Raw genomic sequence first — 12,800 nt, 5'->3', positions numbered from 1 at the left:
CGGGTGTTCAGGGCTACCTGCGGTCTACCTGCACTGCAGGCCTCAGCCAGCCGGCACCGTGCTCCGGTAGGCGTGGCGCGCCAGGGCCGATGCCAGCACCACCGACGGGTTCACCAGCGCCAGGCCCTGCAGCCGTGGCTGCGCTGACAGGGCCAGCGGGATCTCGGTGCAGCCCATGATCAGCGTGGTCACGCCATAGCGCTCCCTGAGCGCAACCGCCACCGCCTCGAAGCGCTCCCGTGCCAGCGGGTAGTTGCCCGCCTTCACCCCGTCGTAGATGCCCTGCATCAGCTGCTCCTGCTCGTGGTCCTGCGGGACAAAGCAGTCGATGCGCGCGTGCTCCAGCTCGCGCTGGTACAGGCCTGCGTCGTACGCGCCGCGTGTGGCCAGCAGGCCCACACCGCGCACCTGGCGGGCTGCCAGATCCGCCACCACCTCCTGCACGCCGTGCAGCACCAGCATCTGCGGAAACCGCTGCTGCAGGATGCCGTGCCAGGCGTGCGCCGTGTTGCACGCAATGGCCACCACACGTGCGCCCAACGCTGCCAGCCGGCCCGTGGCCTGCAGCATGGGGTCTGCGGGCTGGTGCGCGCCGGGGCGCGTATCGTGCAGCGCGGCGGTGCGGTCGGGTATGGGCACCTGGGCCAGCCAGTGCTCGGGGTAGGCCTGGTCGTGCACCGGAATGCCCAGCGACTCCATGCGCGCCGTGCAGGCCTGCACGAACAGCCGTACAAAGTCAGCCCCGGCTGCCGGGCCCATGCCGCCCAGGATTCCCACCACCTGCGGGGTGGGCAGATGGCTTGCGGTCGCAACAGACATGTGTTGCCCGGCCTACTGTGCAGGCTTGTCGCTCTGCGCCACCAGGTTCTCGCGAAGCTCCTTGCTCATGGCCAGGTTCAGGTTCTGGCCGCGCGGCGCAATCGGCGACATGAACCACTTGTTGTAAAGCTTCTCGAAGTCGCCCGACTTCATCATCCCGCCGATCACGCCATTGACCAGCGCCTGGAACTGCTGGTCGTCCTTGCGCATCATGCAGGCGTAGGGCTCCACCTGCAGCGAATCGCCCACCACCACCCAGTCAGCCGGGTTGCGGGCGTTGCCCATCAGGCCAAACAGCAGGATGTCGTCCATCGCAAACGCCTCGGCGCGGCCGCTGTCCACCAGCAGCAGGGAGTCGTCGTGGTCCTTGCCCAGGATGATGTCCATGTCCAGGTTGTTGTCGCGGTTGTACTTGCGGATCACCTGCGCGTTGGTGGTGCCCGTGGTGCTGGCCACCTTCTTCTTGGCCAGGTCGGCGTAGTTCTTTACGCCCGAGGACTTCTTGGTGAGCAGACGCGTGCCGGTGTAGAAGTGGTTGATGGCGAACTGCACGTCTTTGCCGCGCACGCTGTTGTTGGTGGTGGAGCCGCACTCCAGATCAATGGTGCCGTTGGTCAGCAGGGGGATGCGGTTTGCCGACGTGACGGCCTGCAGCTCGACCTTGAGGGCCGGATTGTTCAGGCGCTTTTTCACGGCATCCACCACCGCGTTGGAGATATCGACTGAAAAGCCCACCGGCGCACCGGGGCCCGACAGATAACTGAACGGCACCGAAGACTCGCGGTAGGCCAGCGTGATCTTGCCGGACTCAGCAATCTTCTTGAGGGTGTCGGCACTGGCCAGGGTGCTGGCAAGCAGGCCGGTGGCAACGATGGCGGCGGAGGTGATGGCGGAGAGCTTCATGCGAATCCCTTTGCGAAAAAATGCAGGTGGATGATCTGAAAAACCGGAACGCAAGGGCACTGTAGGAATTCGCGCCGCACTTGAACAATTCATTTGCACAGGGTGTCCATGACGAAAAGTTATGCCGCCAATCTGGTGCACACCGTCGCACCAGCAGGGTGCTCTTTTTCCAATGTCCGGCCGCACAGCCTTTAGCTTCCCGCACACCTCGCCCACATTGCCATGGCTCGGCGCCCGGGCATAACCTGGCGGCATGGGTGCGCACTGCATTGGCATTGTTCAAGGCCCTGCCCGCACCCTACATTGGGTGTCACCCCAACCACAACACACCATCACAACATGCAGGTATGTGTCCTCGGCGCAGGCATCGTGGGCCTGGCCACCGCGTATGCCCTGGCGCAGCGCGGCATGCAGGTCACCGTGATCGACCAGGCCCAGCCCGGCGCTGGCGCCAGCGGCGGCAACGGCGCACAGCTGAGCTACAGCTACGTGCAGCCCCTGGCGGATGCCAGCATTTGGCGGCAGCTGCCCAAGCTGCTGCTGTCGCCCAGCTCGCCCCTCAAGCTGCGCCCGCAGTGGGACACCCACCAGTGGCGCTGGGGCATGGAGTTTCTGCAGGCCTGCAACCAGAGCACGTCGGAGCACAGCACCCAGCGCCTGCTGGCACTGGCAGCGCTCAGCCGCCACGGCTTTGAGGCCATGCTGCAGGCCGAGCAGATCGACTGCGACTTCTCGCGCACCGGCAAGCTGGTGCTGTACGACACACGCGCGGGCCTGGATGCCGCCCGCCGGCAGATGGAGCTGCAGCGGCCCTGGGGCAGCGCGCAAGAGGCGGTTTCGGCCCAGCAGTGCGCAGACATCGAACCGGCACTCGCCCACTACCAGCCGCAGATTGCAGGCGCGATCTACACCCCGAGCGAGTGCGCAGCCGACTGCCTGGCGGTATGCCAGGGCCTGCAAAAGCTGCTGGCGGCGCGCGGTGTGCGCTTTGTGCTGGGCGCGCGCGTGCTGGGCTTTGCACAGGGCTTGGTGGGCACAGCGCAGCGGATCACCGCCGTCAAAACCACGGCGGGCGACATCGAGGCGCAGCAGTTTGTGCTCGCCCTGGGCAGCGCCAGCCATGCGGTGGCGCAGACGCTGGGCTTCCGGCTGCCGATCTACCCGCTCAAGGGCTACAGCATCACGCTGGACACCACCGGCGCGCGCGGCGCAGTGCCGCGCGTCAACGTGACCGATGCCGCGCGCAAGGTGGTGTTTGCACGCATCGGCCAGCGGCTGCGCGTGGCGGGCATGGCCGAGCTGGTGGGGCACGACGATCGCATTCCGCCCGCACGCATCCACAGCTTGCGCGAGGCCACCGAAGCGCTGTTTCCGGGCTGCAGCACGTTCACCGAGCTGCACCCCTGGACGGGTATGCGCCCCGCCACACCCACGGGCGTGCCGCTGGTGGGGAGGCACCCTGGTGCACCAGCCAACCTGCTGCTGAACACCGGCCACGGCGCGCTGGGCTTTACGCTGGCCTTCGGCACGGCCGCGCAGGTGGCGGAGCTGCTGGCACCCGACGCCTGAGCTCTCGCAACGGCTGCACGGGCTGCAAAACCAGACAGTTCTCCAGCCGGCGGCATTGCACACAACGCGCTACTCGGCGTCGCGCAGGCCTACCGATTCCATCGTCTCCACCACTGCGCGGCGCATGCACTGCGTCATGGCGCTGGCCAGCAGCGAGCTGGGGCGGTTGACGGTGCGCAAGGACTTGATGGGCACCGCAATGTGCGGCGCCAGGGCCAGCACATCGACCTTGCTGCGGTCGGCCGACGCAGCCGTGCAGGTATCCACCACGGCCACCGCATGGCCGTGGTGCGCCAGCGCCAGCGCGGCGTGGTACGTCTGCACGGTGATGGCCGTCTGCAGGCCAACGCCAGCCTCGCGGCAGGCGTGGCTGACCACCGTGCCGATGGGGTCGCGCACATCCAGGTGCACCACCGGGGTATCGCCAAGGTCCGCCAGGTGCAGCACGCCCGCGTTGACCAGCGCCGCAGCCAGCATGCCCTTGGGCGCCACGCACACCATGCGGCCATCGGCCAGGTGCTCCTGCGTGAGCGCGGGGTGCGCAATGGCACTGAACACAAAGCCCACGTCGGCCTCCTGCAGCACCAGGGCCGACACGATCTGCGGCGAATGTAATGCGTCGATGGTGATCTTCACATCGGGATGATTCTGGCGAAAGAAGCGCAGCGCGCGCGGCAGTACCTCATAGCTCAGTGCCAGCACGCTCAGGATGTGCAGCTCGCCCTCGCGCTGGTCGCCCTTGAGGCTTTTGGCCAGGCGCTGCACGTCGTCAAGCTGGGTGAACAGGCGCTCGATGTGCGGGTACAGGGTTTGCGCCTCGGTGGTGGGCACGAGCTTGCCCTTGAGCCGGTGGAACAGCGGGAACCCCAGCTGCAGCTCGGCATGCGCCAGGATGCGGCTGACCGCCGGCTGCGTGACGTTGATGAGGCGGGCCGCCGCGCTCACGCTGCCGGTGAGCATGACGGCGTTGAAAACTTCTATGTGGCGAAGACGCATGGGCTAAGAACCTGTTCAATGTCTTTTTTGGGTCGCACAAGTGCCTTGCCGGGATGGGATGCTAGGCGCGGCGCGCGGCCAATAGCTCGGCTATTGGCAAGCGCCGCAACGCCGCAGACCGCCCGACAAGGCACTTGCCCGAAGGGTTGGAGTGAAATCGGGTGATTGAACGCCCCGGCTGCTTGCATGGGCACGAGCCCATGCGGCGCATCCGAAGCATCCACTCCTCCCGATTGCACTCCAATGCGATCCCCAAAAAGACATTGAACAGGTTCTAAAGATGCAAGGAATGGGCCGACGGCGCAATTGCTGAATCTGCCCATTGCATCGCCGGGCCGTGTCGACCCTGCGCAGGCTCAGCCCGGACAAGTCTTTGGTGCGCGCATCAGTGCACCGGGCCGCTGGACCACGGCAGACAGCCCAAACAGCCCCGAAATGCACGATTTTGAGCAAAACAGGCCGCAAGCCCAAGTGAAATAATGCCTGATAGCTATTATTTTAATAGCAAACCATCAGCCATCAGCCATCAGCCATCAGTCTGCACTCTCAACGCTACAACGCCATCGACGGCCGCTGTGCCATGGCCGCGCGCCAGCGCCGCAGGTGCGGGTGCTGCTCACCCGGCTTGTGCTTGACCACGCGGGCAAAGTCCACCGCCACCACCGCCGTGATATCGGCCACGCTGAAGCGGTTGGCGGCAATGAAGTCGCGCCCCGCCAGGCGCTCGTTGAGCAGGTGGAAGAACTGCCCCACGCGCACCAGCCCACGCTCGGCCAGGGCCGGAATCTGCGGGTAGTCCACGGCACCCGGCAGCGCCCGGTTGGCCATGGCGGGCGCGCTGTTGCGCAGCGCCTCGGCAATGGCCTGCAGCCCCTCGAACTCCATGCGCCAGTTCCAGCTGGCGATCTCGGCCTTTTCGGCGGGCGTCTCGCCCAGCAACGGTGGCTGCGGCCAGCGCGCCTCTACATAGGCGGTGATGGCGGCGTTGTCGGTCAGCAGCGCACCATCGTCTTGTGCGCGCAGTGCAGGCACCGTGCACTGGGGGTTGATCTGCCGGTAGGCATCGCCCAGCTGTTCGCCACTGCGCAGGTCCACCTGCACGGTATCGTGGGCGATGCCCTTTTCTGCCAGCAGGATGCGCGCGCGGCGCGGGCTGGGGGCCGTGGCGCAGTCATACAAAGTGATCATGGTGGGGCCTTGCAACAACACTCAACGTGCGGGGGAAGAAGCTGCGGCCGCCGCCTCGATCTTGTCCTGCGTTTTGGTGTCAAAGTCGCTGGCCTCATGCCGCTCGCGCAACTGGCTGGCCAGCTCGCCCTGCACCCGGTTCACCTTGCGCCCACGCTGCACTGCCGGGCGCTTGGCCACCTGTTCGGCCCAGCGCACCACATGCGCGTATTCGTGCACCTGCAAGAACTCGCCCGCGTTGTAGGCCTGCCCTTTCACCAGGAGGCCGTACCAGGGCCAGATCGCAATGTCGGCCACGGTGTACTCATCGCCCGCCACGTATTCGGTCACGGCCAGGCGCTGGTTCAGCACATCGAGCTGGCGCTTGGCCTCCATGGCGTAGCGATCAATCGCGTACTCGATCTTGACCGGCGCGTAGGCATAAAAATGCCCAAACCCGCCCCCCACAAACGGCGCACTGCCCATCTGCCAGAACAGCCACGACAGGCACTCCGCCCGCGCCGCGCCGTCCTTGGGCAAGAAGGCGCTACCGAACTTCTCGGCCAGGTACATCAGGATGGCGCCAGACTCGAACACCCGCACCGGGTTGGCGGGGTCGGTACGGTCCAGCAGTGCGGGGATCTTGGAGTTGGGGTTCACAGACACGAACCCGCTGCCAAACTGCTCGCCCTCGTTGATGCGGATCAGCCACGCGTCGTACTCCGCCCCGCTGTGGCCTCGGGCCAGCAGCTCTTCCAACATGACCGTCACCTTCACGCCATTGGGCGTGCCCAGCGAATACAGCTGCAGCGGGTGGCGGCCTACCGGCAGTTCCCTATCGTGCGTCGCACCGGCTATCGGCCGGTTGATGCTGGCGAACTGGCCGCCGTTTTCCTTGTTCCATTGCCAGATGGCGGGGGGGGTGTAGGGCACTGAATCGGGCATGCGGGAGCTCCAGACAAAAAGTGGAAACGTGGTCTTGCGGACACCGGTTATCCGGCCAGTTTAGCGACGCAGTGGCAGGGCGGCGCCAGGCGTGTCAGCGGTGCGCGGCAGCGGGTTCGCTGCGACGGTCGGCAGTGCCTGCTGTGGGCTCGGCAATGGGCGCTGCGCGATGGCTCATGGTGTTGCGAATGAACTGCTTTTCGTAGTGGCGGTTGCGTCGGTTCTTCTTGGCTGCAGAACGCTGGCCCAGCCGCTTGTCCTCCACCAGCTCATCCAGATGGCTGAGGTCGTCCAGGTCCGCGATGAGGTGGGGTGAATTGCGTCTCGTCATGGCGCCACCGGGACGCTGGCTCAGGCCAGGGAGACCAGCACCCAGCCGCTGGCGCCGATATGCCCCAGCGTGACCAGCACCGACAAGCCATGCAGCCACTGAAAACGCCGGCGCTGCCCTGCATCGGTCGCCCGGTTGATGGCAGGCATCAGCAACTGGCGCACCGGCACGGTGGTGGCGCTGATGGCTGCCATCACGGCAGTCATCGTCGTGTTGTGCGGCCACCAGAACAACGCCGCCATACCCGCCACCGCAATCACGAAGCTGTAGAACCATGGGAAGGCGCGGCGCAGGACCGCACCTGCCTGCGCAGCAGGCAGGGCGCTGAACAGGAACGCGGCAAAGCCAAACGAGTACAGGGTCATGCCGCCAAAAAGCAGGGCAGTACTGAGCACAGCGAGAGCAAGGGTCATGGTGCAACGGCTCGGTGGTGGATGTGGGGTGCCAGGGATGCGTCGCGTGCAGGGGCAGGCCGTGCACAGCGGTGGCGGTGGTCAGGTCAAAGGCCAGCCTTCTGCCAACGCCACGCGTTCCAGCGCGGTTTCGAACAGGGCGCGCGCCATGCCGGCGGTGTGGTGGAGGTGGGCATGCAGCTCGGCGTCGGCAGGACTGCGACTGGCGCACTCGGCGCTGTAGGTCTCGAAACTGGCCAGTTGCAGCAGCAGCTCGGCCAGGTGCCCGGGGCAGTCGCATGCCACACCGGACGACAGGCCCGCAAATTCCGTCAGGGTGGCATCGTCAAAACGGCGCGGCGGCGGGCTCGCCATGGCCCGCCCGCTTGTGGCCAGGTCAATCTGCGCACCAGCACCCTGGCCGCTGCTCCCTTGGCCCAAACCAGCCTGGCCTGCGCGGTCCGCCCGGGATGCCTCCAGTGTGGCCAGCCACGCCCCCAGCGAGGGGTCGTCCAGCGGTTCACGCACCACCAGAGCCCCGGTTGACGCGAAACGGTCGCACGCCGACGGGCCGGCAAACCGGTAGGCAATGGCAACCCGACAGCCCGGCCAGGCTGCACGGGCAGCCGTCAAATCGGCGCTGGGGCCGTCCTGCAAACCCGTGGTCTGCCACAGCAGCAGGTCCACGGAGCCTGGATGCGAACCCGCCCGGGCCGCAGCATCTGCGAGCGACTCGAACACCGCCACCACTTGTGCCGGCCGCACGCAGGCACGCTGCACGGCAGGACGACGCAGCCTGCGTGCCATGCCCTGCCCCACCACCACGATCCGCATCGGCGCCCGCAGCCCGCGCGAAGGATGCGCGATGAGGCCGACCTCCGGGCTGCTGTTGCCGAGTTCGGTGCCTACCCCCGTCATCGCGTCTGCAGAGGCGTGGGTGCGGGCCACATCGCGCAGTTGCTCCAGGCCCAGCACGGCCAGCGATCCGATGGAATGCCCCTGGGTAGTGAGCTGACGCAACAGGACGACCCGCTCGACCTCGGCAGCCGTGTAGAACCGGTGCCCCGAGGCCGCCGTGCTCGGCCCCACCGCCTGGTAGCGCTGCTCCCACACCCGCAAGGTAGAGACAGGCATGCCCGCCATGCGCGCCACAGCTCCGCTGCGGAATACGGGCTGATCCGGCTGCGCCGTGGAAGAGGTGGCATCCATCGACCCGGGGCCCGAAGCCGGCGGTTGAATGTTGCGTTTGTTTTGAGTTGGAATATCAGATCGCATCACACTAGTTTAGCCATTCTCGCGGCCAATGAGTTGGACAAGCCTATCATCAATGCATGTCAAAACAAACTCAAACCACCCCCATCGTCTATTTCGACGGTGAATGCCCCGTGTGTTCCCGCGAAGTGGCGATGTATCAGCGCCAGCCGGGCGCTGATGGGGTTTGCTGGGTAGATATCACCCGTTGCGCCCCCCAGGATCTCGGTACTGATCTGACACGCGAAGCCGCAATGGCCCGCCTTCATCTCCGTCAGCCGGACGGCACCCTGGTCAGTGGCGCCCAGGCCTTCACGACCCTGTGGCGCGCACTGCCTCGCTGGTCCTGGCTGGGACGTTTGCTGGGGAGCTGGCCCACGCTGTGGGCGCTGGAAGGCGGGTACCGGATGTTTCTGGGAATCCGCCGGCTCTGGCGGCCGAAGTCGCCTTCCATCCACGGAGCACCGACCGAGAAGCCAAGCCCTCGGCAGTGAACACCACCCTCAGGCTTGCAAACCCCACCACAAAAGGCACACGATGAAAAACACACGACGCGTCTTCATGATGACGCTGGCTGCGGCCGGCACTTCCTTGTCGGCCATGGCCCAGGGCCAACCGAAACTCAGTGAAAAGGACCCCCAGGCCGTGGGGCTCGGCTACGTCGAAGACGCCACCAAAACCGACACCAAGAAGTTCCCCAAGTACGCCAGCGGACAGCTGTGCAACAACTGTGTGCTGTACCAGGGCAAGGCCAGCGACGCACTGGCAGGCTGCGCGATTTTTGCCGGCAAGCAGGTCGTGGGCAAAGGCTGGTGCAACGCGTGGGCCAAGAAGGCAGGCTGAGCCCTGGGCCCGTGGTGCTCCAGGCGGACTCACCCGGGCCCGAAGCCACGCAGCCACTTGCGACACCGGGCCAGGCGCTGCCCCCGGGGATAGCGTCCCGCTTGCGCAAGGATCACGCAGGCGAAGTGGGCGCAGTACACATCTACCGCGGTGTGCTCAGGGTCACGCGCAACCCGGCGCTAAGGCGCTTCGCGCACAGCCACCTTGCCACTGAAGAAAAGCACCTGGCGCGCATCGACGCATGGCTGCCTGCCCGTGAACGCAGCCATCTGCTGCCACTGTGGCGCGCAGCCGGGTGGCTCACGGGCGCCTTGCCCGCGCTGGCAGGCCCCCGTGCGGTCTACATCACCGTCGAAGCCGTGGAGACGTTTGTGGAGCAGCATTACGCCGAACAGGTTGCCTACCTGGGCGTCCGTCCCCGGTGGGCGCTGCTGTGCGAGACGCTGCGGGAATGCATGCACGATGAAGTGCAGCACCGTGAGGAAGCCGCTGCTGCAGGCGGCGGTGGGCAACGAGGGCACATCGCGCGGGTCTGGTGCGCCCTCGTCCATGCAGGCTCACTTGTCGCCGTGCGCATCTGCCGCCATCTCTGACACTGTCCGGCGCGGCGGCCAGCGTGTGCCCAGCCGCGGGCGCGAGCGCGGGCAAGCAGATGCTCAGCACACGGCAAGCGGGTGAACACCAGTCAGGGGGCCACCGTCCCCTTCAAGCGCCTTAGAGCTCAGTGCGCCTTGTCCCAGTTGCGCCCCACGCCCACCTCGGCCAGCAGCGGCACCTTGAGGGCCGCCACCTCTGCCATCAGCCGCGGGATGTGGCTCTTGAGCCAGTCCACCTCGCCCTCGGGCAGTTCAAACACCAGTTCGTCGTGCACCTGCATGATCATCCTGATGTCCGGCCTGTGCGCGTCCAGCTCTTTCTGCACGGCCACCATGGCCAGCTTGATCAGGTCGGCTGCCGTGCCCTGCATGGGCGCGTTGATGGCAGCGCGCTCGGCCCCGGCGCGGCGGGGGCCGTTGGGGGAGTTGATTTCGGGCAGGTACAGGCGCCGGCCAAACACGGTCTCGACATAGCCCATGGATTTAGCCGCGGCCTTGGTTTCGTCCATGTACTGCTTAACGCCCGGGTAGCGCTGGAAGTATTTGTCGATGTAGGCGGCGGCGGCCTTGGTTTCGATGCCAAGGTTCTTGGCCAGGCCAAAGCTGCTCATGCCGTAGATGAGGCCAAAGTTGATGACCTTGGCGTAGCGGCGCTGCTCGCTGGTGACCTGGTCTACCTCTACCCCAAACACTTCGGCAGCGGTCGCGCGGTGTACGTCCAGCCCGGCGTGGAAGGCGTGCAGCAGCGAGTGGTCGCCGCTCAGGTGGGCCATGATGCGCAGCTCGATCTGGGAGTAGTCGGCACTCGCAATCACACGGCCTGCGGGCGCCACAAAGGCTTCGCGCACGCGGCGGCCTTCGGGCGTCTTGACGGGAATGTTCTGCAGGTTGGGGTCGTTGCTGGACAGGCGGCCCGTCACAGCCACGGCCTGCGCATAGTGCGTGTGCACGCGGCCTGTGCGTGGCAGCGCCAGCTGGGCCAGCTTGTCGGTGTAGGTGCCTTTGAGCTTGACCAGGCTGCGGTGCTCCAGCAGCTTGGCGGGCAGGGGGTAGTCCTCGGCCAGCTTTTCCAGCACTTCTTCGTCGGTGCTGCGGGCGCCGGTGGCGGTCTTCTTGACCACGGGCATGCCCAGCTTGTCGAAGAAGATTTCGCCCAGCTGCTTGGGGCTGCTCAGGTTGAAGGGCTGGCCTGCAATCTCGTAAGCCTCGGTTTCGAGCTGCAAGATGCGCTGGCCCAGCTCGTGGCTTTGGGCGGCCAGCGTGGGCGCGTCGATGAGCACGCCGTTGCGTTCGATGCGGTACAGCGCTTCGCTGCTGGCGATTTCCAGGTCGTAGATGAAGCGCAGTTTGTCGTCCGCCTGCAGCAGGGGCCACAGGGCGTTGTGCACGTCCAGGGTCTGGTCGGAGTCTTCGCACGAATAGGCGGCGGCCTTGTCCACCGGCACTTGCGCAAACGGAATCTGGTGCGCGCCTTTGCCGCACAGGTCTTCGTAGGTGATGCCTTTGCGGCCCGTGTGGCGCTCGGCCAGGCTGGTCAGGTTGTGGGGCTTGTGCACTTCGAGCACGTAGCTTTGCAGCATGGTGTCGTGTGCATAGCCCTGCACCTCGATGCCGTGGTTGGCAAACACATGCTTGTCATATTTGATGTGCTGGCCTAGCTTGGGGTGCTTGGGGTCTTCCAGCCAGGGCTTGAGGCGGGCAAGCACTTCATCCAGCGGCAACTGCGCGGGGGCGTCGGGCCCTTCGTGGCGCAGCGGGATGTAGGCGGCCTCGCCGGGCTGCACGCTAAACGAGATGCCGACGATTTGCGCACGCATTTCGTCGAGGGAATCAGTTTCGGTGTCGATGGCCGCCAGCGGGGCCTTGTGCAGGCGCTCCAGCCACTGGTCAAAGTCGGCCCAGTTCAGGATGGTGTCATACACCACCGTGCGGTGCTGGGCTTCTTCGGCGACGGTGCTGGCGGAGTGGTCGGCAAACAGGTCGCCGCTTTGGCCGGGCATGGCGACGGTGGGGGCCGTGGCGGCGGGGGCCGCTGCGCCCTTGATCGCGGCAGCCAGGCCCTTGAAGCCATACTTTTCGTAAAACGGCAGCAGGCCAGCACTGTCCGGCGCGTCCAGCGTGATGTCATCAAACGCAGGCAGCCCGGGGATGTGGTCGGTCAGCGCGCAGTCGGTCTTCATCGTGACCAGCTGACGGCTCAAGGCAAGCTGGCCGCTGGCAATGGCTTCGCGCAGGTTGTTGCCGGCCACGCCCTTGATGGCATCGGCGTTGGCCATCAGGTTGTCAAGCGAGCCATATTCTTCCAGCCACTTGGCGGCCGTCTTGGGGCCTACCTTGGTCACGCCGGGCACGTTGTCCACGGTGTCGCCCACCAGGGCCTGGTAGTCCACCATCAGCGCGGGGGGCACTCCAAATTCGGCCGTCACGCCCGCCACATCGCGGCGCTTGCCGCTCATGGTGTCGATGATGGTGATGTGCTCGTTGACCAGCTGGCTCAAGTCTTTGTCGCCGCTGGACACAATGACCTCAATGCCCTGCGCGGCCGCCACATTGGCCAGAGTGGCGATCACGTCGTCGGCCTCCACGCCGGGCACGGCCACCACCTTCCAGCCCAGCAGGTCCACCACTTGGTGGATTGGCTCGATCTGGCTGCGCAGGTCGTCGGGCATGGGCGAGCGCGTGGCCTTGTATTCGGTGTACAGGGCGTCGCGGAAGGTGGGGCCGCTGGCGTCGAACACGCAGACGGCGTAGTCGGCCACCACCTCTTTGCGCAGGGCCTGCATCATGTTGATCATGCCGCGGATGGCACCGGTAGCCGGGCTTGCAGGGTCGCCCGGCACGGCCCGCAGGTCGGGCATGGCATGGAAGGCGCGGTACAGGTAGCTGGAGCCGTCCACCAGCACCAGGGTCTTTTTGTCAGTCATGCACGGATTGTGCACAGAGACCGAAGCCTTCCAGCCCGGCAGGCCTGGCGTACCTGAGAGCCCG

Annotated in this window: 13 protein-coding genes; 4 read left to right on the top strand and 9 right to left on the bottom strand. The window is 66.0% G+C overall.

The window, feature by feature from the left end:
* Positions 1-42: 42 nt before the first annotated feature.
* Entirely contained in the window at positions 43-819 is a 777-nt protein-coding gene (locus ACTPOI_RS07485) for an aspartate/glutamate racemase family protein (RefSeq protein WP_440107904.1), read from the bottom strand.
* 12 nt (positions 820-831) lie between these two features.
* A complete protein-coding gene (locus ACTPOI_RS07480; protein WP_440107902.1) occupies positions 832-1,722 on the bottom strand; it encodes an amino acid ABC transporter substrate-binding protein in 891 nt (296 codons plus the stop codon).
* A gap of 339 nt (positions 1,723-2,061) precedes the next feature.
* On the opposite strand from ACTPOI_RS07480, the gene ACTPOI_RS07475 reads away from it, so the two are divergent.
* Complete coding sequence (locus ACTPOI_RS07475; protein WP_440107900.1) at positions 2,062-3,291, top strand: D-amino acid dehydrogenase; 1,230 nt, start codon at positions 2,062-2,064, stop codon at positions 3,289-3,291.
* 69 nt (positions 3,292-3,360) lie between these two features.
* On the opposite strand, the gene ACTPOI_RS07470 is transcribed toward ACTPOI_RS07475, so the two are convergent.
* The 6 genes from ACTPOI_RS07470 to ACTPOI_RS07445 form a co-directional block, all read right to left on the bottom strand.
* Positions 3,361-4,287 carry a LysR family transcriptional regulator gene (locus ACTPOI_RS07470; protein ID WP_440107898.1) on the bottom strand — a complete coding sequence of 309 codons (927 nt, stop codon included), beginning with the start codon at positions 4,285-4,287 and terminating at the stop codon, positions 3,361-3,363.
* A 552-nt stretch (positions 4,288-4,839) separates the two neighbouring features.
* Complete coding sequence (locus ACTPOI_RS07465; RefSeq protein WP_440107895.1) at positions 4,840-5,475, bottom strand: glutathione S-transferase family protein; 636 nt, start codon at positions 5,473-5,475, stop codon at positions 4,840-4,842.
* Between the two features lie 21 nt (positions 5,476-5,496).
* Positions 5,497-6,399: a glutathione-dependent disulfide-bond oxidoreductase gene (gene yghU / locus ACTPOI_RS07460; protein WP_440107893.1), complete on the bottom strand. Its 903-nt coding sequence runs from the start codon at positions 6,397-6,399 to the stop codon at positions 5,497-5,499.
* A gap of 94 nt (positions 6,400-6,493) precedes the next feature.
* The gene (locus ACTPOI_RS07455; RefSeq protein ID WP_440107891.1) at positions 6,494-6,730 is read right to left on the bottom strand and encodes a hypothetical protein; all 237 of its coding nucleotides are present in this window, start codon (positions 6,728-6,730) and stop codon (positions 6,494-6,496) included.
* Positions 6,731-6,750: 20 nt separating this feature from the next.
* Positions 6,751-7,143 (bottom strand): DUF4149 domain-containing protein, encoded by a 393-nt coding sequence (locus ACTPOI_RS07450; protein WP_440107889.1) that lies wholly within the window; start codon positions 7,141-7,143, stop codon positions 6,751-6,753.
* A gap of 81 nt (positions 7,144-7,224) precedes the next feature.
* Entirely contained in the window at positions 7,225-8,331 is a 1,107-nt protein-coding gene (locus tag ACTPOI_RS07445) for a MerR family transcriptional regulator (RefSeq protein ID WP_440107887.1), read from the bottom strand.
* 122 nt (positions 8,332-8,453) lie between these two features.
* Here ACTPOI_RS07445 and ACTPOI_RS07440 point away from each other — a divergent pair, with 122 nt between their 5' ends.
* From ACTPOI_RS07440 to ACTPOI_RS07430, 3 genes are all read left to right on the top strand, one after another.
* Positions 8,454-8,867 (top strand): thiol-disulfide oxidoreductase DCC family protein, encoded by a 414-nt coding sequence (locus ACTPOI_RS07440; RefSeq protein ID WP_440107885.1) that lies wholly within the window; start codon positions 8,454-8,456, stop codon positions 8,865-8,867.
* A 43-nt stretch (positions 8,868-8,910) separates the two neighbouring features.
* On the top strand, positions 8,911-9,216 hold the full coding sequence (locus ACTPOI_RS07435; RefSeq protein ID WP_440107883.1) for a high-potential iron-sulfur protein: 306 nt from the start codon (positions 8,911-8,913) through the stop codon (positions 9,214-9,216).
* Between the two features lie 101 nt (positions 9,217-9,317).
* Positions 9,318-9,809, top strand: a complete 492-nt coding sequence (locus ACTPOI_RS07430) for a demethoxyubiquinone hydroxylase family protein (protein ID WP_440107881.1) — start codon at positions 9,318-9,320, stop codon at positions 9,807-9,809.
* 128 nt (positions 9,810-9,937) lie between these two features.
* On the opposite strand, the gene polA is transcribed toward ACTPOI_RS07430, so the two are convergent.
* Entirely contained in the window at positions 9,938-12,736 is a 2,799-nt protein-coding gene (gene polA / locus ACTPOI_RS07425) for a DNA polymerase I (RefSeq protein ID WP_440107879.1), read from the bottom strand.
* Positions 12,737-12,800 lie beyond the last annotated feature (64 nt).

The sequence above is a fragment of the Acidovorax sp. BL-A-41-H1 genome, assembly GCF_051942715.1.
Note: the sequence above shows the minus strand (reverse complement) of the source record. Positions and strands in the feature narration are given on the sequence as shown.

What these genes read in the sequence shown, in the direction of transcription:
- ACTPOI_RS07485 (WP_440107904.1), bottom strand. Translation starts at nt 819, where the DNA reads ATGTCTGTTGCGACCGCAAGCCATCTGCCCACCCCGCAGGTGGTGGGA.
- ACTPOI_RS07480 (WP_440107902.1), bottom strand. Translation starts at nt 1,722, where the DNA reads ATGAAGCTCTCCGCCATCACCTCCGCCGCCATCGTTGCCACCGGCCTG.
- ACTPOI_RS07475 (WP_440107900.1), top strand. Translation starts at nt 2,062, where the DNA reads ATGCAGGTATGTGTCCTCGGCGCAGGCATCGTGGGCCTGGCCACCGCG.
- ACTPOI_RS07470 (WP_440107898.1), bottom strand. Translation starts at nt 4,287, where the DNA reads ATGCGTCTTCGCCACATAGAAGTTTTCAACGCCGTCATGCTCACCGGC.
- ACTPOI_RS07465 (WP_440107895.1), bottom strand. Translation starts at nt 5,475, where the DNA reads ATGATCACTTTGTATGACTGCGCCACGGCCCCCAGCCCGCGCCGCGCG.
- yghU (WP_440107893.1), bottom strand. Translation starts at nt 6,399, where the DNA reads ATGCCCGATTCAGTGCCCTACACCCCCCCCGCCATCTGGCAATGGAAC.
- ACTPOI_RS07455 (WP_440107891.1), bottom strand. Translation starts at nt 6,730, where the DNA reads ATGACGAGACGCAATTCACCCCACCTCATCGCGGACCTGGACGACCTC.
- ACTPOI_RS07450 (WP_440107889.1), bottom strand. Translation starts at nt 7,143, where the DNA reads ATGACCCTTGCTCTCGCTGTGCTCAGTACTGCCCTGCTTTTTGGCGGC.
- ACTPOI_RS07445 (WP_440107887.1), bottom strand. Translation starts at nt 8,331, where the DNA reads ATGGATGCCACCTCTTCCACGGCGCAGCCGGATCAGCCCGTATTCCGC.
- ACTPOI_RS07440 (WP_440107885.1), top strand. Translation starts at nt 8,454, where the DNA reads ATGTCAAAACAAACTCAAACCACCCCCATCGTCTATTTCGACGGTGAA.
- ACTPOI_RS07435 (WP_440107883.1), top strand. Translation starts at nt 8,911, where the DNA reads ATGAAAAACACACGACGCGTCTTCATGATGACGCTGGCTGCGGCCGGC.
- polA (WP_440107879.1), bottom strand. Translation starts at nt 12,736, where the DNA reads ATGACTGACAAAAAGACCCTGGTGCTGGTGGACGGCTCCAGCTACCTG.